Origin of the sequence: Streptomyces albireticuli, from assembly GCF_002192455.1 — a bacterium.
Taxonomy (GTDB): Bacteria; Actinomycetota; Actinomycetes; order Streptomycetales; family Streptomycetaceae; genus Streptomyces; species Streptomyces albireticuli_B.
Map to the genome: position 1 here is coordinate 3,851,124 of NZ_CP021744.1, position 19,777 is coordinate 3,870,900.

The 19,777-nt window shown below is 73.6% G+C and carries 13 protein-coding genes and 1 pseudogene; 5 read left to right on the plus strand and 9 right to left on the minus strand.

Annotated features, from left to right (window positions below):
• The first annotated feature begins 253 nt into the window (after window positions 1–253).
• The 4 genes and pseudogenes from SMD11_RS16500 (at window position 254) to SMD11_RS16515 (ending at window position 4,988) form a co-directional block, all read left to right on the plus strand.
• Entirely contained in the window at window positions 254–1,102 is an 849-nt protein-coding gene (locus tag SMD11_RS16500; protein ID WP_087927183.1) for a M24 family metallopeptidase, read from the plus strand.
• The gene (locus SMD11_RS16505; protein ID WP_087927184.1) at window positions 1,099–2,874 is read left to right on the plus strand and encodes an SDR family oxidoreductase; all 1,776 of its coding nucleotides are present in this window, start codon (window positions 1,099–1,101) and stop codon (window positions 2,872–2,874) included. Before SMD11_RS16500 ends, SMD11_RS16505 begins: the two co-directional genes overlap by 4 nt.
• 51 nt (window positions 2,875–2,925) lie before the next feature.
• Window positions 2,926–3,852: a metal-dependent hydrolase gene (locus SMD11_RS16510; RefSeq protein WP_087927185.1), complete on the plus strand. Its 927-nt coding sequence runs from the start codon at window positions 2,926–2,928 to the stop codon at window positions 3,850–3,852.
• A 114-nt stretch (window positions 3,853–3,966) separates the two neighbouring features.
• Window positions 3,967–4,988 (plus strand): annotated as a pseudogene (locus SMD11_RS16515) (MerR family transcriptional regulator).
• A gap of 50 nt (window positions 4,989–5,038) precedes the next feature.
• On the opposite strand, the gene pspAB reads toward SMD11_RS16515, so the two are convergent.
• The 3 genes from pspAB to SMD11_RS16530 form a co-directional block, all read right to left on the minus strand.
• Complete coding sequence (gene pspAB / locus SMD11_RS16520; RefSeq protein WP_087927186.1) at window positions 5,039–5,623, minus strand: PspA-associated protein PspAB; 585 nt, start codon at window positions 5,621–5,623, stop codon at window positions 5,039–5,041.
• A 19-nt stretch (window positions 5,624–5,642) separates the two neighbouring features.
• A complete protein-coding gene (htpX, locus tag SMD11_RS16525; protein WP_087927187.1) occupies window positions 5,643–6,545 on the minus strand; it encodes a zinc metalloprotease HtpX in 903 nt (300 codons plus the stop codon).
• 251 nt (window positions 6,546–6,796) lie between these two features.
• Window positions 6,797–7,702 carry an LLM class flavin-dependent oxidoreductase gene (locus tag SMD11_RS16530; RefSeq protein ID WP_087927188.1) on the minus strand — a complete coding sequence of 302 codons (906 nt, stop codon included), beginning with the start codon at window positions 7,700–7,702 and terminating at the stop codon, window positions 6,797–6,799.
• Between the two features lie 142 nt (window positions 7,703–7,844).
• On the opposite strand from SMD11_RS16530, the gene SMD11_RS16535 reads away from it, so the two are divergent.
• Window positions 7,845–8,726, plus strand: a complete 882-nt coding sequence (locus SMD11_RS16535; protein ID WP_087927189.1) for an HAD hydrolase family protein — start codon at window positions 7,845–7,847, stop codon at window positions 8,724–8,726.
• Between the two features lie 64 nt (window positions 8,727–8,790).
• Here the strand turns inward: SMD11_RS16535 and SMD11_RS16540 are convergent, their stop codons facing one another.
• From SMD11_RS16540 to hisC, 6 genes are all read right to left on the minus strand, one after another.
• Window positions 8,791–9,930 (minus strand): M23 family metallopeptidase, encoded by a 1,140-nt coding sequence (locus SMD11_RS16540; protein WP_087927190.1) that lies wholly within the window; start codon window positions 9,928–9,930, stop codon window positions 8,791–8,793.
• Between the two features lie 106 nt (window positions 9,931–10,036).
• Entirely contained in the window at window positions 10,037–11,725 is a 1,689-nt protein-coding gene (locus SMD11_RS16545; protein WP_087927191.1) for a GAF domain-containing protein, read from the minus strand.
• A 76-nt stretch (window positions 11,726–11,801) separates the two neighbouring features.
• A complete protein-coding gene (gene cydD / locus SMD11_RS16550; RefSeq protein ID WP_087927192.1) occupies window positions 11,802–15,437 on the minus strand; it encodes a thiol reductant ABC exporter subunit CydD in 3,636 nt (1,211 codons plus the stop codon).
• Between the two features lie 13 nt (window positions 15,438–15,450).
• A complete protein-coding gene (cydB, locus tag SMD11_RS16555; protein ID WP_087927193.1) occupies window positions 15,451–16,470 on the minus strand; it encodes a cytochrome d ubiquinol oxidase subunit II in 1,020 nt (339 codons plus the stop codon).
• Between the two features lie 24 nt (window positions 16,471–16,494).
• Window positions 16,495–18,072, minus strand: a complete 1,578-nt coding sequence (locus tag SMD11_RS16560) for a cytochrome ubiquinol oxidase subunit I (protein WP_087927194.1) — start codon at window positions 18,070–18,072, stop codon at window positions 16,495–16,497.
• 294 nt (window positions 18,073–18,366) lie between these two features.
• Window positions 18,367–19,446 (minus strand): histidinol-phosphate transaminase, encoded by a 1,080-nt coding sequence (gene hisC / locus SMD11_RS16565; RefSeq protein ID WP_087927195.1) that lies wholly within the window; start codon window positions 19,444–19,446, stop codon window positions 18,367–18,369.
• Window positions 19,447–19,777: the final 331 nt, after the last annotated feature.

The following is a 19,777-nucleotide window of genomic DNA, read 5'->3' on the forward strand; positions in this document are numbered from 1 at the left end:
CGGGGGCCGGCGGGCGGGGCGCTGTCGTGAGCGACGGGGACCGCCGGGCGGAGGCGCCGTCATGATCGACGGAAGTGGGTGAGCGGGGCGCCGTCTTGATCATCGAGGCCCTGGGCATCCTCCGCCGGGTTACCGAAAGTTATCCACAGGCCGTGCACAACTCTTGACGCAGCCGCGGGGCATTGTCACATTCATCAGTGTCAAGTTGTGGAACGTGTACCGGCGTGCGGCCCTAGGGAACGGCGGGACGGCGATGGCCTCGGCAACGGCTCGGGAACTGACCGCGGATCAGCGGGGGTTCAAGGAAGTGCAGCGCCTCGCTTACGACTGCGCGGAGGAGGTCGCCGCCCAGCTGAGACCGGGGGTGACCGAGCGCGAGGCGGCCCGGATGCAGCGCGCGTGGCTGCGCGAGCGTGGTGTGCGCGACTGGTTCCACCTCCCCTTCGCGTGGTTCGGGGACCGCACGGCGTTCGTGGGGTTCCGGGTGCCGCTCCAGTTCTTCCCCACGGACCGGCGGCTGGAGCCGGGGATGCCGTTCATCCTCGACATGGCCCCGGTGCACCGGGGCTTCACGGCCGACATCGGCTACGCGGGCTGCCTCGGGCCCCACCCCCTGCACGAGCGGCTGACGGCCGATCTGCGGGAGCACCGGGAGCTGATCCTGCGCGAGGTGCGCGAGCGCCGCCCGCTCCGGGAGATCTACGAGGACGTGGACCGCCTCATGGTGCGCCAGGGCCTCGCCAACCGCCACCGGGCGTACCCCTTCGGGGTGATAGCGCACAAGGTGGGACGGGTCCGGGAGCGCCGCTGGTCGCCGCGGGTGTTCGGGTTCGGCACCCAGGCGCTGCGGGGGCTGGCCTCGGACGCTGTGCGCGGCCACCGGGAGGGCTGGTCGCCGCTGTGGAGCCCGCACCGCTTCTCCGACCACCCGCCGGCCCCCGGCATGTGGGCCGTGGAACCGCACCTCGGCTTCCGGGGCGTGGGCGCGAAGTTCGAGGAGCTCCTGGTGGTCACCGACTCCCGTGACCCCGAGGAGAGCGCGTTCTGGCTGGACGACGATCTGCCGCACGTGCGGCGCCGGCAGGAGGAGAGGGCCGCATGAGGGCAGGGACCGAAGGCGCGCGCGAGCGGTGGGTCCGCACGGGCGGGATCGAGCTGTGCGTCCAGGAGCTGGGTGACACCTCGCGCCCCACGGTGGTGCTGCTGCACGGCTATCCGGACAGCAAGGAGGTGTGGTCCGAGGTCGCCGAGCGGCTGCGGGACCGCTTCCACGTGGTGCTCTACGACGTCCGGGGCTGCGGGCGCTCCACGGCGCCGCGGCCGCTGCGGGGCGGCTTCACGCTGGAGAAGCTCACCGACGACTTCCTGGCCGTGGCGGAGGCGGTGAGCCCCGACGCCCCCGTGCACCTGGTGGGGCACGACTGGGGTTCGGTGCAGGGCTGGGAGTTCACCACGGCGCGCCGCACCGAGGGGCGGATCGCGTCCTTCACGTCGATCTCCGGCCCCTCCCTCGACCACCTGGCGCTCTGGCTGCGCCGGCGCGCCACCCGGCCGACCCCGCGCCGGGTGGCCCAGCTCCTGGGCCAGAGCGCCCGGTCCTGGTACGTGTACGCGCTGCACACCCCGGCGCTGCCGGAGGCCCTCATGCGCGGGCCGCTGCTGAAGCAGTGGCCGAAGATCCTCGCGCGGCTGGAGAAGCTGCCCGCCGACGGGTATCCGACGGCGTCGCTGCCGACGGACGCGGCGCACGGCGCCTGGCTGTACCGCGACAACGTCCGGGCCCGTATGCACCGCCCGCGCACCGACGCGTACGCCCACGCGCCCGTCCAGCTGATCACACCGACGGGGGACGTCTTCCTGTCCGACCGGCTCTACGACGGCCTGGAGGAGTGGGCGCCCGGTCTGGTGCGGCACACCCTGGCCGCGAAGCACTGGGTGCCGCGCTCCCGGCCGGACCAGGTGTCGGCCTGGATCGCCGGGTTCGTCACGGAGCGGGAACGCGGCGCCGGGGGCCCGGCCGGCCCCGCCCCGGCGCCCGCGGGGCCGTACGCCCAGGCGTTCGGCGGTCGGCTGGTGCTGGTCACGGGCGCGGCGAGCGGCATCGGCCGGGCGACGGCCTTCGCCTTCGCGGAGGCCGGCGCGCGCGTGATCGCCGTCGACCGCGACCCCGAGGGCGCGGTGCGCACGGCGGAGATGGCCCGGCTGCTGGGCGCGCCCGAGACGGCGGCCGAGACCGTCGACGTCGCGGACGAGGCGGCCATGGAGAAGCTGGCCGCCAAGGTCGCCGCCGAGCACGGCGTGGTGGACATCCTGGTCAACAACGCCGGCATCGGCCTGGCCGGCGCCTTCCTGGACACCTCGGCCGAGGAGTGGCGGAAGGTCCTCGACGTCAATCTGTGGGGAGTCGTCCACGGCTGCCGGGTCTTCGGCAGGCAGATGGCCGAGCGCGGGCAGGGCGGTCATATCGTCAACACCGCCTCGGCGGCCGCCTTTCAGCCGTCGAGGTTCCTCACCGCCTACAGCACGTCCAAGGCGGCCGTGCTGATGCTCAGCGAGTGCCTGCGCGCCGAGCTGGCCGGCCGGGGCATCGGTGTCACGGCGATCTGCCCCGGCATCGTCAACACCGGCATCACGGCCACCGCGCGCTTCACGGGCGTGTCCGAGGAGGAGCAGCGGCGGCTCCGGAAGAAGGCGGTGCGGCTGTACGGCCGGCGCAACTACCCGCCGGAGAAGGTCGCCGACGCCGTCCTGCGGGCCGTCCTCCGCGACCGGGCGGTCGTCCCGGTCACACCCGAGGCCCACGGCCTGCGCCTCATGTCCCGTTTCACACCGCGGCTGCTGCGCGCCCTCGCGCGGATCGACCTCCCGCTGTAGCCGGCCCGCGGCCCCCATCACCTTCCTGGTGGCCCCGCAGAGGAGCAGAAGATGACCGACAGCCAGCCCACCGGCCACGCCGTGGCGCACTCCATAGCGCCGCGGCGCGTCTCCTTCGAATGGGACGGCACGCCGCTGCACTGGGTTCCGGACGAGCCCACCGCCACCCATGTGATGAACGTCCTGCATCTGCTGCTGCCGGCCGGGGAGCGGTGGTTCGTCAAGGTCTTCAAGGAGGCCCTCCCGCTCGTGCGGGACGCTGCCCTGCTGAAGGACGTCAAGGGGTTCATGGGCCAGGAGGCCACGCACAGCGTGCAGCACGCGTATGTGCTCGACCACCTCGCCCGGCAGGGCCTGGACACCGGCCCGTACACCCGGCACGTGGACTTCCTCTTCGACGTCCTGCTCGGTGAGCGGCCCCCGTTCGGCATGCCGCTCACCGACCGGGAGTGGCTGCGCTTCCGGCTCAGCGTGATCGCCGCGACCGAGCAGTTCACGGCCGTCCTCGGGAACTGGGTGCTCGACGCGGACGGCCTGGACCGGGCCGGACCGGACCCCGTGATGCTGGACCTCCTGCGCTGGCACGGCGCGGAGGAGGTCGAACACCGGTCGGTCGCCTTCGACATGTACGAGCACTGCGGCGGCGAGGACCCGGGGCGCTACGCCCGGCGGGTCCTCGGCATGGCGATCACCGCGCCGATCCTCTTCTACCTGTGGGGGTGGGGAGCGGCGTACCTGCTCCGCAACGACCCCCGGCTCGTGGGCCGCCTACGCTACACCATGCGCAATCACAACAGAGCCGTGGCGAAAGGGCTGTTGCCCAGCTGGCGGGAGCTCGGCGCGGCGGTGCCGCGCTATCTGCGGCGGTCGTACCACCCCTCGCGGGAGGGCTCGCTGCGCAAGGCCGTCGCCTACCTGGCGACGTCGCCCGGAGCCCGGTCCGCGGCGGGCGCGATCGGCCGCGCGGCCGCCTCGTAGGCCGGTGAGGAGCACCCTGTGAAGCAGCAGCGGCCGGCACGGGCCGGAGGGCCGGGAGAGACCGGGCCGGCCGGATCAGCCGGAGGGACGTCACGCCGCGCGGGTGAGTACCGCATCGAGGACCTGGCCCACCGCAGCGGGGCCACGGTCCGGACGATCCGGGCCTATCAGGACCGCGGGCTGCTCCCCAAGGCGGAGCGGCGCGGCCGGGCCAATGTCTACCGCGACACCCATCTGGCACGGCTGCGCCAGATCTCGGGCCTGCTCGACCGCGGTTACACCCTGGCGAGCATCAAGGAGCTCCTGGAGGCCTGGGACGCGGGCCGGGGGCTCGGCGGTGTGCTCGGCCTGGTCACCGAGGTGGACGGGCCGTGGAGCGACGAGACGGCCGAGCGGATCACCCGGGCGGAGCTGGACCGGCGCTTCGGCGGCGAGCAGGACGACGCGGCCGTCGACGACGCCGTGGAGCTGGGGGTGCTCGTCCGCCTGCCGGACACACGGGACGCGTTCCTCGTGCCGAGCCCACGGGAGCTGTCCGTCGCCGTCGAACTGCACAAGGCGGGAGTGCCGTTGCTCGCCATCTCCGGCCACCTGCGCGAACTGCGCACCCAGGTCGAGTACATCGCGGGCCGCTTCCTCGACTTCACGACCGAACATATATTCCATCAATACTTCGACCACCCCCGAGCGACGAGGCGGCCGCGGAGGCCGCCTCACTGGTCCGCCGGCTACGGCCGCTGGCCCAGCAGACCGTGGACGCGGAACTCGCCCGCGCCATGCGGGCGTTGGCCACGCGCTATCTGCGCCACCACCTGGGCGCCGCGGTCGCGTCCGGGGGCCCTGAGGCGCCGGGTGGATCCGAGGCATGGGAGGAATCCGAGGCAACCGAGGCCCTGACAGCGGCGGGCGAAGGCGCGGCGGCGGGCACGGAACCTTCCCGGGGCGCGCCCCCCGCACCGCCCCGTACACCCGCCGGCGCCGCCCGCGAACCCGTCCGGCTCCCCGCCGGGACCGTTCAGGCGGTCCGTGAGCTGGTGGGCGCGGAGCACGTCGGGGCGTTCATCGCGGCCGCCGCCGAGCGGGAGGTCCTGGCCCGGACGATGGACGGCATGCTCCCCGGGGACGGCGGCACCTGAGCGCCGCGGCCGGCGACTCCCGGGCACCGCGGACGGTCGTCCCACGCCGTTCACAGGCCGGGCGCGCCCCACACCGGGAACCACCGCCCCAGGTCCTCCTCGATCCGCAGATCGTCGCCCAGCAGCGCCCGGACCTGGAGCTCCAGCCCGTTGTCCCGCTTCTCGCCCGCCACCGGGGCGAAGGGGTAGAAGGAGCCGCGCTTGTAGAGGTAGACGAGGGCCAGCGCGCGCCGGTCCGCGTCGCGGAACCCCAGCAGGGAGCAGAGCAGCTGCGGGCCGAAACCCCCTTCCTGGAGCAGCGTGTTGACCGCGTGCAGATCGTTGACGAGCGCCACCGTCCCGTCCGCGTCCGCGGGCCGCCGCACCAGCAGCCACGTGTAGCCGTACACGTCCCGGCTGAACTCCACGGGCACGCCGCCCCGCCCGGTGTCGGCGTCGAGCAGCTCCCGTACGTCCTGCTGGATACGGGCGAAGGCACCGCCCTCCACGCTCGCGAAGCACACCGATCCCCGGCCCGTCGGGGTGAGTCCGGCCCCCGCCTGGAGGGTGACAGCGGCCGAGGGCAACGCGAAGAGCTGGTCGAGGTCCGGCCGCACCGGCTTGCTGCGGCCGAGGAGGGTGTCGAGGAATCCCACGGCGCACGGGCTCCTTCCGTCACGCCCGGCCCAGCTGGGCCGAGATCCGGCCGAGCTGGTCGAGCCGCTGTTCCAGGGTCGGGTGCGAGGAGAGCAGCCGGCCCAGGCTGTCCTTGGCGAAGGCGGGCGCGAAGTAGAAGGCGTTGAACGGCTCGGCCTGCCGGAGGTCGCGCGTGGGGATCCGGGCCATCTGCCCGGTGACCTTCGTGAGCGCCGAGGCCAGCGCCGAGGGCCGCCCGGTGAGGAGCGCGGCGGCGCGGTCGGCGGACAGCTCGCGGTAGCGGGACAGCAGCCGGGTGAGCAGGAAGCTGATGGCGTAGACGACCGCGCTGATCAGCGGGATCAGCACCACGAGGACGGCGGTGCTGTTGTCCCGCCCGCCGACCCGGCGCAGGCCGCCCCACAGCCCGACGCGGGTGATCATCCCGGCCAGCACGCCCAGGAAGGACGCGATCGTCATGACGGCGACGTCGCGGTGGGCGACATGGGACAGCTCATGGGCGAGGACGCCCTCCAGCTCCTCGGGCTCCAGCCGGCGCAGCAGCCCGGTGGTGGCACACACCAGGGCGTTCTTCCGGTTGCGGCCGGTGGCGAAGGCGTTCGGCACGTCGCTGTCGGCGACGGCCACCCGGGGCTTGGGCATGTCCGCGAGGGCACAGAGCCGGTCGACGGCGCCGTGCAGTTCGGGCGCCTGCTCCGGGGTCACCTCGCGGGCGCCCATGCTGAAGGCCGCGATGCGGTCGCTGAACCAGAACTGGGCGACGAACAGGCCGCCCGCGAGGACCAGCACGATCGGCCAGGCCCCGCGCAGCAGGGCCACCAGCACACCCACGAAGACCACGTAGAGCAGTCCGATGAAGAACATCGTGCCCACCATGCGGGTGGTCAGCCCCCGGTCGGGCGCGAATCGGGTGTCTGACATGGGGTACCTCCAGGCTCCGCGGAGCGCTCCCCCTGACAGGGCCCCGGCGGGAGAGCCCCCGATGAATGCCTCTGCCCCGATTCTCCCTCGCCACCGGCTGTGGGCGGGGTAAAGGGCCGCCGCGGCCCCCGGGCGGCCCCGCCACCGGCACCCGGACGACGCCCGTGCGTGCCGCTGGGGGGCCCGGGGGCGGCCGGGGCCGCTCGGGGGCCGGAACCCGCCCCCGAGCGCTCAGGGGCGGCCCTGGGCCCTCAGGAGGAGGTGAGCTGCGCGAGCCCGTCCGTGGCGATCTTCTCGAAGACCGCCGGGTCGGACTCGAAGAACGAGCCCGCGATCGGCCAGTGCACGACGATCTCGTCGAAGCCGAGCTCGGCGTGCGAGCCCGCGAAGTCGACGAAGGCGTCGAAGGAGTCCAGCGGCCGGTCCGGGGTGAAGCCCGTGAGCAGGATCTTGTCCAGGGAGGCGGGGTCCCGGTCGATCTCCGCGCAGGCCACGCCGAGCCGCTCGACCTGCCCGGCGATGGCCGCCCTGGACTGCTCCGGGGTGCCCGTCTCGAACAGCTTCGGGTCACCCGTGGTCACCCACGCCTGGCCGTGGCGGGCGGCGAGCCGCAGCCCGCGCGGGCCGGTGGCGGCCACCGCGAAGGGCAGCCGGGGGCGCTGGACGCAGCCGGGGATGTTCCGCACCTCGAACGCCGAGTAGTGGGTGCCCTCGTGCGAGACGACGTCCTCGGTGAGCAGCCGGTCCAGCAGCGGGACGAACTCGGCGAAGCGGTCGGCCCGCTCCCGCGGGGTCCACGGCTCCTCGCCGCCCTTGAGCAGCGCGGTGGCGTCGAATCCGGAGCCGCCGGCGCCGATGCCCAGCGTGATCCGGCCGCCCGCGATGTCGTCCAGGGAGATGAGCTCCTTGGCGAGGGTGACGGGGTGGCGGAAGTTCGGCGACGTGACGAGCGTGCCCAGCCGCATCCGGGAGGTGACGGTCGCCGCGGCGGTCAGGGTGGGCACGGCGCCGAACCACGGGCCGTCCCGGAAGGTGCGCCAGGACAGGTGGTCGTAGGTGTACGCCGTGTGGAAGCCCAGCGCCTCGGCTCGCTGCCAGTTCTCGCGGCCGCCCTCGGACCAGCGGCGGTCAGGAAGGATCACGGTGCTCAGTCGCATGACCCCGAGCCTACGGGCCGGGTATGACAAGAGCCTATGCACGGGGTATGACACAGGCGCGGGCGAAGGAGCCGGTCGCGTCACCGGCTCAGGCGCGCGCTCGGGCGCACGCCTGTGCGAACCGACCGCTCTGTGGACGAGAATGGGAACCGTGACTTCAGCTATCGAGCAGCCCGACACCCCGGCGGCAGGCCGCCCAGCCGCGACCCCGAGGCTGATCGCCACCGATCTCGACGGCACCCTGCTGCACGACGACAAGACGGTCTCCGACCGCACCGTCGCCGCCCTGGCCGCCGCGGAGGCCGCCGGCATCGAGGTCTTCTTCGTCACCGGTCGCCCGGCCCGCTGGATGGACGTGGTCAGCGACCACGTGCACGGGCACGGCCTGGCCATCTGCGCCAACGGCGCCGCGGTCGTCGATCTCCACGACGGCGGGCGGTTCGTCGAGGTCCGCCCGCTGCCGCGGGAGGAGGCCCTCGCCATCGTCCACGCCGTGCGCGCCGCCGCCCCGGGCGCCTCGTTCGCCGTCGAGCACACCACGGGCATCCACTACGAGCCGGAGTACCCGCCCTTCTTCCTCGACCCGGGCGCTGTGATCGCCCCCGCCGAGGAACTGCTGGCCGAGGACTCCGGGTATACCGACCCGATCCTCAAGCTGCTGGCGCACCACCCCGGGCTCGGCCCCGACGAATTCCTCACCGTGGCCCGTAAGGCGGGAGGCGCGCACGGGGAGTTCACCCGCTCCAGCCCCACCGCCCTCCTGGAGATCAGCGCCGTCGGCGTCAGCAAGGCCAGCACCCTGGCGCGCTGCTGCGACCTGCGCGGCATAGCCCCCGAGGAGGTCGTGGCCTTCGGCGACATGCCCAACGACCTGGAGATGCTCGGCTGGGCCGGCACCGCGTACGCGATGGCCAACGCCCACCCCGAGGTGCTGGCCGTCACCGCGCACCACACCGCCGCCAACACCGAGGACGGCGTCGCCCTGGTCATAGAACAGCTCCTGCACGCGCGCGGGGCGGCCTGACACCCGGCGGCACCGTAGGACCGTAAGGGCGACGCCACAGACGCCGGCGGACGCCGGCACACGCCTACAGCTGTACACCGCGCTCGCCCAGCCACTCCACCGGATCGACCGCCGACCCGAACTCCGGCGTCCTGCGGATCTCGAAGTGCAGGTGCGGGCCGGTGGAGTTGCCGGTGGTCCCGGACAGCCCGATCCACTGCCCGGCGCGCACCCGCCGCCCCGGCGCGGCCAAGGGGGCGGCCAGGTGCGCGTACTGCGAGTACCAGCCGTTCTCGTGCTCGACCACCAGGCTGATGCCGAACGGGCCCCCGCAGCCCGCCGCCACCACCGTGCCGGCCCCGACCGCGCGGACCGGGGTGCCGGTGGGGACGGCGAAGTCCTGCCCCGTGTGCCCGTCGGCCCAGTTCGCGCCGCCCGCGCCGAAGCCCGCCGAGAGCTCGTACGAGACCACCGGCCGGGTCCACCCGCGCGCCGCCCGCGCCGAGCGCGCCGCCGCCCGCTCCACGGCCGGTCCGGAGCGGCCGCCCGCCAGGTCCGGCGGCGCGCACTCCCCGCTGTCGACGGCCGCCCGCGCCACCTCGTCGAGCTCGTCCCGCGCACCGGCCAGCCGGGCCTCCAGCGTGCGTATGGCCTCACCCAGCCGGGCGCTGTCCCGGTCGAGGTCCTGCCTGGCCGCCGCCAGGGACCGGGCCTCGGCCTCCAGCCGTCTGCTGGTGCGCTCCTCCTCGACGAGCATCCGCCCCAGGCGGGCCCGGCGGCGCACGGCGGGCACCTGGCGGGCCACCAGCTCCACCGGGTCGTCCAGCTCCTCCTCGGCGGCTCCGCCCTCGCCGTCGAGGCCGACGGTGAAGCCGCCGGTGCGGTACTGCGCGCGGGCCGCCGCGCCCGCGTCGTCGCGCAGCGCCGACCGCACGACCCCTCGCACCCGCAGCGTCCGGCGGAGCTCCTCGGCCCGCGCCCGCTGCCCCTTGGCGGACCGCTGCGCCCGCTCGTACCGCTGCCGGACCTGCCCCGCCTCCTCCGCCAGCCGGAGCACCTCGGAGGTCACCCGTGCGGGCCGGTCCGGCGGCTGCCCGGCGGACGGCGGCCCGGGGGCGGCCAGGGGCGCCGCGGCGACGGCGCAGAGGGTGCACAGGACGACGCCGCCGGTACGGCTGAGGCGGCGCGGCCCGGTGCGGTGGTTCGCGCGTGCGGTGGGTCGCATGAACGCGATCGTGTCCCGGGGCGGTGCCGGGCGCGCCCGCTGAGCGCCCGTTCGGAGGAAAACGCTCCCCCGGCCCCGGAACCGGGCCCCGGACGGCCCCCGGGGCTCAGAGCGGCGCCTCCCACACCACGCGCGTCCCGCCGCCGTCCTCCCCCAGCCCCGGCCCGTACGAGCTCGATCCGCCCAGCGACTCCGCCCGCTTGGCCAGGTTCCGCAGGCCGCTGCGCCGCCCGCCCTCGGGGATGCCCACGCCGTCGTCCGCCACGGTCAGCCGCACGGCCTCGCGCCCGTCCGGCAGCGTGGCCGTCGCGTCGACGACGACCTCCATCCGGGACGCCCGCGCGTGCCGGAAGGCGTTCGAAAGGGCCTCGCGCAGCGCGGCGATGAGGTTCTTGCCGGTGAGTTCGCCGACCTTCGCGTCGACCGGGCCGAGGAAGCTCGCCGAAGGCTGGAAGCCGAGCGGCACGGCCGCCGTGCCGAGCTCCCGCAGGACGCGCGTGCGCAGCCCGGCGGGCGCCTCCGCGGGCCCCTGCTGGAGCGCGAAGATGGCCGTACGGATCTCCTGGATGGTCACGTCGAGCTCGTCGACGGCCTGCCCGACCTTCACCTTCACCTCGGGCACGACGGCCTGGCGCTGGGCGCTCTCCAGCATCAGGCCGGTCGCGAACAGCCGCTGGATGACCAGGTCGTGGAGGTCCCGGGCGATCCGGTCGCGGTCCTCGAAGACGGCGAGCCGCTCACGGTCGCGCTGCGCCTCGGCCAGGACCAGGGCGAGCGCAGCCTGCGCGGCGAACTGCGCGGCCAGGGTCCGCTCGGCGGGCGTGTACGGACGGGCCCCGCGCGCCCGGGGCGTGGCGAGCGTGCCGAGCACCCGGTCGCCGCTCCTGAGCGGCAGGAGCATGCTCGGGCCGAAGCGCGGCGCCACCCCCGTGATCATGCGGGGGTCGGTGGCCGAGTCGTCGATGAACACCGGTTCCCCGGCGAGCAGCTGGGAGACGACCGGGCTGTGCGGCGGTATCACCGTCCCCAGCAGGCCGGTGGGGTCCTCGGCGGAGACCGCGACCATCTCCAGGCCACCGCCGCCGTCCGGCAGCAGCACGATCCCGGCCGCCGAGTCCGCGAGCCTGCGCGCCTGTTCGGCGACGACCGCCAGCGCGTCCTCGGCGTCGCTGCCCGACAGCAGGGCGGTCGTGACGGCCACCGAGCCGTCGATCCAGCGCATCCGCTGGCGGCCCTCGTCGTACACACGGGCGTTGCCGATCGCGATGCCCGCCTCGGTGGCGAGGATCTTCACCATGTGGAGGTCCGCGATGCTGAACTCGCTGCCCCCGCGCTTGTCCGTGAGGTAGAGGTTCCCGAAGATCTCGCCCTCGACGCTGATGGGCACGCCCAGGAAGTTGCGCATGGGCGGGTGGCCCTCGGGAAAGCCGGAGAAGCGCGGATCGGACGTGAGGTCGGCGAGCATCACCGGCGCGGGGTGGTGGATGAGCGCGCCGAGCAGCCCGTGACGGCCGTCCGGCAGGGCGCCGATGCGCTCGCGCTGCTCCTCCGTGACGCCGTAGGTGATGAAGTCGGAGAGGCCGCCGCGGGTGGAGTCGATGACGCCGATGGCCGCGTAGCGGGCGTCGGCGAGCTCGGCGGCGGTCTGCGCGATCCGGTCGAGGGTGGTGTGGAGCTCCAGGCCGGTGCCGACGGACCGCATGGCCTCCAGGAGCTGCGGCACGCGCGCGGTCAGCTCGGTGGACATGCCCTGGAGGCTGCGGGTGGCCTCCGTGGCGATGGCGAGCGGATCCATCACGCGTGGGGTGTCCTGCGTGGGCCGCGCGCCCGGCGCGTCGGAGGGTCCTGCCGTGGCTGACATGCCCCAGAGCCTAATAAGCACCATTTGTCATGGAAAGGGGGCTCTCCAGGGAGGTTTCCGCGGTCCGCGCGGCGGGGGTCCGCACCGCACCGGCCCCGCCGCCCGGGACAACGACCGGGACACCGGCCGGGACACCGCCCTCCACCGCGCCCAGGGCGTCCGTGGCCTCCTCCCGCTCCAGCATCCGCCGGAACGGCCCGTCCGCCGCCACCAGCTCGCCGTACGTCCCGCGCTGCACCGCCCGCCCCCGGTCCAGCACGATCACCTCGTCGACGGCCTCCAGGCCGGCCAGCCGGTGCGTGATCAGAACGGTCGTGCGGCCCTCGGTCGCGGCCAGGAGGTCGGCGGTGAGCGCGTCGGCGGTCGGCAGGTCGAGGTGCTCGGCGGGCTCGTCCAGCACGAGCACGGGGAAGTCCGCGAGCAGCGCGCGGGCCAGCGCGACCCGCTGCCGCTGACCGCCGGACAGCCGCGCCCCGTGCTCGCCGACCAGCGTGTCCAGCCCCTCCGGCAGGCCCTCCACCCACTCCAGGAGCCGGGCGGCCCGCAGCACGGCGCGCAGTTCGCCGTCCGTCGCGTCCGGACGGGCGAGCCGCAGGTTCTCCCGGACGGAGCTGTCGAAGAGGTGCGCGTCCTGGGCGCACAGGCCCACCAGCCGCCGCACCCCGTCGCCCGCCATCCTGGCGGTGTCCTCGCCCGCCAGCGTGTACGTACCGGCCTCGGCGTCCAGGAAGCGCAGCAGCACCTGCGCCAGCGTCGTCTTGCCCGCCCCGGACTGCCCGACGACGGCCACCCGGCGGCCGGCCGGCAGCTCCAGCGCGAAGTCCTCCAGCGCGGGCGCCGCCTGCCCCGGATGGCGCGCCGTAAGGTTCACCAGCCGCAGCGGGAACGGGGACGACGGCGCCTCGGCCGTCCCCTCCGTCACCGGCACGGGCGCGTCCAGCACCTCGTACACGCGCTCCGCGGCGCGCCGTACGCGCTGCCGGTACTGCACCGCGAGGGGCAGCCCGGCCACGGCCTCGAAGGCGGCCAGGGGGATGAGCACGACCACCGCGAGCCACAGGCCGTCCAGGCGGCCGTCGCGCACGGCGAGCGTGCCCACCCAGGCCGCGGCGGCGACGGTGAGCCCACAGGCGAGGGCGCTCAGACCGGAGCCGAGCGCGGTCGCGGCCGAGCCCCGGCGCGCGATGGCGGTGAGCGCGCCGTCGGCGCGGCGTACGCGCTCCAGCCGCGACGGCAGGGCGCCCGCGACGGTCAGCTCCGCGGTGCCCGCGAGCAGGTCGACGACCTGTGTCGACAACTCGCCCCGCGCGGGCGCGAGCTGCCGCTCCGCGCGCCGGGCGACCGCGCCGGACAGCGCCGGTACGGCCACCCCGGCGGCCAGCAGCCCGAGCGCCAGCACCAGGCCCGCCTCCGGCAGCAGCCACGCCGTGAAGCCCACCGACACGGCGCCGACGACGACGGCCGAGCCGAGCGGCAGCAGCCACCGCAGGAAGTAGTCCTGGAGGGCGTCCACGTCCGCGACCAGCCGGGAGAGGAGGTCGCCCCGCCGGGTGTCCCGGAGCCCGGCCGGGGCCAGGCGCTCCAGCCGCCCGTACACCGCGACCCGCAGGCCCGCCAGGGCGCGCAGCACCGCGTCGTGGGAGACCAGGCGCTCGGCGTAGCGGAAGACGGCGCGCCCGATGCCGAACGCGCGGGTCGCGGTGACGGCGACCATCAGGTAGAGCACCGGCGGCTGCTGCGAGGCGCGGGAGATGAGCCAGCCCGAGACGGCCATGAGGCCCACGGCGCTGCCCAGCGCCAGGCTGCCGAGCAGCAGCGCCAGCCCGAACCGCCCCCACCAGGGCCGCCCGGAGGCACGCACCCGGGCCAGCACGCCCGCCTTACGGGCGGTCCCGGGCGCGTCCCGCCTGTCCGTCTCCCGCTCCTCCGGAAGGGGCGGGGACGGCGCGGGAGCCGGTGCGGCCGGGGCCGGAGCCGCCGGCGCGCCCTCACCCGCGGGGGAAGCCACCGCGCCGGGCAGCCGCACCACCCGGTCCGCGACCGCGAGCAGCGCCGGCCGGTGGACGACGAGCAGCACGGTGCGGCCCACGGCGAGCCTGCGCACGGCGTCCACGACCGCCGCCTCGGTCTCCCCGTCGAGGTTCGCGGTCGGCTCGTCGAGCAGCAGCACGGGCCGGTCGGCGAGGAACGCGCGGGCCAGCGCGACGCGTTGGCGCTGCCCGGCGGAGAGCCCGGCGCCGTCCTCGCCGAGGCGGGTGTCAGTGCCCTGGGGCAGCATGGAGACGAAGTCGAGCGCACCGGCCGCCCGCAGTGCTTCGCGCACCTGGTCGTCCGTGGCGTCCGGCCGGGCCAGTCGTACGTTCTCGGCGACCGTCCCGGCGAGGAGACGGGGTCGTTGCGGGACCCAGGCCACCTGGTCCCGCCAGCTTTCGGGGGAGAGCGATGACAGATCCGTACCGCCGACGAGCACCCGGCCGGCCGCGGGCCGGGCGAAGCCGAGCAGCACGTCCAGCAGGGTCGACTTGCCGGCCCCGCTCGGGCCCACGAGCGCGACGGTCTCCCCGGGCCGCACCTCGAACGAGGTCTCGGGCAGCGAGGGTTCGGCCCGCCCCGGGTGCCGTACGACGAGCTGTTCGACGGCCAGGGCCGCGCTCCGCGCGTCGGGCGCCGGCGTCCCGCCGACGGGCGCGGGCTCGGTCTCCAGGACGGCGAAGACCTCGTCGGCGGCGGCCAGCCCCTCGGCGGCCGCGTGGTACTGCGCGCCGACCTGGCGCAGCGGCAGATACGCCTCGGGGGCGAGCACGAGCACCATCAGGCCCGTGTAGAGATCGAGTTCGCCGTGGACGAGCCGCATCCCGATGCCGACGGCGACGAGCGCCACGGACAGGGTGGCCAGCAGTTCCAGCGCGAAGGAGGAGAGGAAGGCGAGGCGCAGCGTGCGCAGCGTGGCCCGCCGGTAGTCGGCGGTGATCGCGCGGATCGACTCGGCCTGCGCCTTGGCCCGCCCGAAGACCTTGAGGGTGGGCAGTCCGGCGACGACGTCGAGGAAGTGCCCGGAGAGCCGGGACAGCAGCCGCCACTGCCGGTCCATGCGGGACTGCGTGGCCCAGCCGATGAGGACCATGAAGAGGGGGATGAGCGGCAGCGTGAGGACGATCACGAGCGCGGAGACCCAGTCCGCGGTGACGATACGGGCGAGCACGGCCACGGGGACCACGACGGCGAGGCCCAGCTGGGGCAGGTAGCGCGCGAAGTAGTCGTCCAGCGCGTCGATCCCGCGCGTGGCGAGGGTGGTGAGCTCACCGGTCCGGCGCGAGTCGAGCCAGGCGGGCCCGAGCCGGCCGGCGTGGGCCAGCAGCCGGGTGCGCAGCTGGGACTTGACGGCCGCGCTCGCGCGGTGGGCGGTCAGCTCGGTCAGCCAGGAGACGGCCGCCCGGCCCAGGGCGACGGCGGCCAGCAGGGCGAGTTGCCCGGCCAGGTCGTCCGCGCCGCGGCCGTGCTGGAAGGCGCCCGTCACCACCTCGGCGACGAGCATCGCCTGGGCGATGACGAGCCCGGCCCCCGCCAGCCCGAGCACGACGGAGGCGACCAGGAAGAGGCGGGTCGCGGAGGCGTACCGGAGCAGGCGGGGGTCGACGGGCTTCATGCGCGTTCCGTCCTCAGTGGGTGGTGGCGGGGGCCGCGGGGGCGGGGATGTGCTGTGTGCCGATCCGCTTGCGGAAGACCCAGTAGGTCCACCCCTGGTAGGCGATGATCAGCGGGGTCATCGGCACCGCGACCCACGTCATGATCTTCAGCGTGTAGGGGCTGGAGGCGGAGTCGGCGACGGTCAGGCTCCAGGCCGGGTTGACCGAGGACGGCATGACGTCGGGGAAGAGGGCGAGGAAGACCAGCGCGAAGGCGGCCACGATCGCGGCCCCGGAGAGCCCGAAGGCCCAGCCCTCGCGCCCGAAGTGGTTCATGACCAGGGCGGCGGCCAGCGCGGCCACGGCGACGACCAGCGCGGGGAGGCTGCGCCCGTTGCCGGACTCGGCCTGCGTCCAGCCGAGGAAGGCCACAGCGAGCACGCCGGAGGTCATGCCGAGGACCGTGGCGTACGAGCGCGCCCGGTGCCGGATGTCCCCGACGGTCTTGAGCGCGGTGAAGACGGCGCCGTGGAAGGTGAAGAGCACCAGCGTGAGGAGGCCGCCGAGGAGCGCGTACGGGCTCAGCAGGTCCGTCAGGTCACCGCTGAAGTTCTTGTCCGGCCCGATCGGCACGCCGCGCACGATGTTGGCGAAGGTGAGGCCCCAGAGGAAGGCGGGCAGCAGCGAGCACCAGAAGATCGCGTGTTCCCAGCTGCGCTGCCAGCGCTCCTCGGGCCGCTTGTGGCGGTACTCGAAGGCGACGCCGCGCACGATCAGGCAGACCAGGATGAGCAGGAACGGCAGGTAGAAGCCGCTGAACAGGGTGGCGTACCAGTCGGGGAAGGCGGCGAAGGTCGCTCCGGCGGCGGTGATCAGCCAGACCTCGTTGCCGTCCCAGACGGGCCCGATGGTGTTGATCAGCACGCGTCGTTCGGTGCGGTCCCGGGCGAGGCCCTTGGTCAGGATGCCGACGCCGAAGTCGAAGCCCTCCAGGAAGAAGTAGCCGGTCCACAGGACCGCGATCAGCAGGAACCAGAAGTCGTGGAGTGCCATGGTTCGTCTCTCCGTTCGGCCGCGTCAGTACGCGAAGGTCAGCGGCTTGTCGGCGTCCTCGGGGCGGTCGCCCGCGCCGCCGGAGGGGAGCCGCAGCCGGGGGTCCTTCGCGGGCGGCTTCTCGTCCGTGTCCGGCCCCGCCTTGGCGTACTTCACCAGCAGCTTGACCTCGACCACCGCGAGCACTCCGTAGAGCAGGGTGAACACGCCCATGGAGGTGAGGACCTCCGCCTGGCTCACGCCGGGCGACACGGCGCTGCCGGTCTTCATCAGCCCGTAGACGGCCCAGGGCTGGCGGCCCATCTCGGTGAAGATCCAGCCGAAGGAGTTGGCGATCAGCGGGAAGCCCATGGTGAGGATGCCGATCCGCCAGGACCAGGTGGTGAAGAAGGGGCTCATCTCGCGGGTGCGCGTCAGCATCAGCCGCGGGACCTCGTTCTCGCCCGTCCGGAAGCGGGGGTCGAGCCAGAACTTCCGCCGGGTGGTCCACAGTCCGATCAGCGCGGCGACGAAGGACGTCATACCGAAGCCGATCATGAGCCGGAAGCCCCAGAAGGTCATGAAGATGCTGGGGATGTAGTCCTCCGGCTCGCCCCCGTAGAGCTGGGCCTCCCGGGCCGCGACGTCGTTGATGCCCGGGACGGCCTCGGTGAAGTTGTTGTGCGCGAGGAAGGAGAGCAGGCCGGGGATCTCTATCTCGACGCTGTTGTGGCCCTTGGAGACATCGCCGACGGCGAAGACCGAGAACGGCGCGGGCGACTTGGTCTCCCACAGGGCCTCGGCCGCGGCCATCTTCATGGGCTGCTGCTCGAACATCACCTTGCCGAGCTCGTCGCCGCTGATCGCGGTGCCGAGGCCGGCGATCACGGCCACCGTCAGGCCGACGCGCAGCGAGGTCCGCATCGCGCCGACCTGGTGCCGCTGCTTCTCGCCGAGCTCCTCGCCGCGCAGTTGCCTGCGCTTGGCGCGCCACAGGTGGAAGGAGGCGATGCCGACGACGAACGCGCCACCGGTGAGGAAGGCCGCGGTGAGGGTGTGGAAGACGACGACGAGGGTGGTGTTCTGGGTCAGGACGGCCCAGATGTCGGTGAGCTCGGCCTTCCCGGTCACCTTGTCGACGGCGTAGCCGACCGGGTGCTGCATCCAGGAGTTCGCGGCCAGGATGAAGTACGAGGAGAGCACCGTGCCGACGGCGACGATCCAGATGCACGCGCAGTGGATCTTCTTGGGGAGCTTGTCCCAGCCGAAGATCCACAGGCCGATGAAGGTGGACTCGAAGAAGAAGGCCAGCAGGGCCTCCATCGCGAGCGGAGCGCCGAAGACATCACCGACGAACCTGGAGTAGTCCGACCAGTTCATGCCGAACTGGAACTCCTGCACGATGCCGGTGACCACCCCCATCGCGATGTTGATCAGGAAGAGCTTTCCCCAGAACTTCGTGGCATGGAAGTACTTGTCCTTGCCGGTCCGGACCCACGCGGTCTCCAGTCCGGCCGTGATCGCGGCGAGGCTGATCGTGAGCGGGACGAAGAGAAAGTGGTAGACGGTCGTGATGCCGAATTGCCAGCGGGCCAGCGTCTCAGGAGCCAAAGCCAGATTCACTCGGTCTCTCCTTGCCTCTCGCGTCACCGGCAACACGGGTCGCCGACGTTATGCACCTGTATGCCCCAGGTAAAGCGGGACATAAAGGAAGAGCTTGTGAACGCGTTCACATTCACAAGCATTATGGCGCACCCACTTTCCGGACAAGTCAGGGGGGTACCCCTTCGGCCCTAGCGGCGGGCGCCCCGGGCGGGAACCGCCCGGCCGCGGCCGGGAACGCCGGACGCCGCACACCCCGGAGGGTGTGCGGCGTCCGTGGCCGGGGCGCCCGCGCCCGGCGAGCGGCCCGCGGGCTCAGAGCTCCTTGCGGAAGGCCTCCGCCGCCTGGAGGAAGAGGTCGTTGCCGGCCGTCTCGCCGATCGTCGCGCGGATGCCCTCACCCGGGAACGGCCGTACGACCACGCCCGCGCGCTCGCACGCCGCCGCGAAGTCCACCGCCCGCTCCCCCAGCCGCAGCCAGACGAAGTTGGCCTGCGTCTCCGGCACCGTCCAGCCCTGGGCCGTCAGCGCCTCGACCACCCGCGCCCGCTCCTCGACCAGGCCGCTCACCCGCACCCGCAGCGCGTCCTCGCTGCGCAGCGAGGCGATCGCCGCCTCCTGGGCGATATGGCTCACGCCGAACGGGACGGCCGTCTTGCGCAGCGCCGCCGCGACTGGCTCATGGGCGACCGCGAAGCCGATCCGCAGCCCCGCCAGCCCGTACGCCTTGGAGAAGGTCCGCAGCACACAGACGTTCGGCCGGTCGCGGTAGAGGTCGAGCCCGTCCGGCACCTCGGCATCGCGCACGAACTCGATGTACGCCTCGTCCAGCACCACGAGGATGCCGGACGGCACCCGGTCCAGGAAGGACTCCAGCTCCGCCCGGCGCACCACGGTGCCGGTGGGGTTGTTGGGGTTGCAGACGAAGATCAGTCTGGTCCGGTCGGTGATCGCGGCCAGCATCGCCTCCAGGTCGTGGACCTCGCCCTCGGTCAGCGGGACCTGGACGGGGGTGGCCCCCGAGACCTGGGTGATGATCGGGTACGCCTCGAAGGACCGCCAGGCGTAGATCACCTCGTCGCCCGGGCCCGCCGTGGCCTGCACCAGCTGCTGGGCCACGCCCACCGAGCCGGTGCCGGTGGCGAGGTGAGTGACCGGCACGGAGAAGCGCTCCGCGAGCTCGGCCATCAGCCCCGTGCAGGCCATGTCGGGGTACCGGTTGAGGGTGCCGGCCGCCGCGACGGCCTTCTCCAGCACGCCGGGCAGCGGCGGATAGGGGTTCTCGTTGGAGGACAGCTTGTACGCCACCGGGCCCTCGGCGGCGGCCGGCTTGCCGGGCTTGTAGGTCGGCACGCCCTCCAGGGCGGCGCGCAGCTTCGGGGTCTTCTCGGTCACCGCGGGTCCTCCTCGACATCCCGTGCGCACGACGGCCAGGGACGCACCGCACACGAATAGCGGACTTCAATACTGCACACCTTAAGAGGATTCACCGGGGCGGCGTCCAGAGCAGGGGGAGCGCTGGTCGAGATGGCGTGCGCCGGTGGCGAGCGCCGTGGCGCGCATCACCCATGAAGGTGAGTTGAGACCACTTCGAGACCTGGACCATCCGCGAGACCCGGATATGCCAGAGGCCAACGGTTCACCGTCGATACCCATAACCCTCTGCGTTTCCATGGTCATTGGGTGGAAATGCGCTTGCAGAAACGTGCCTGTCAACAGCCAAATA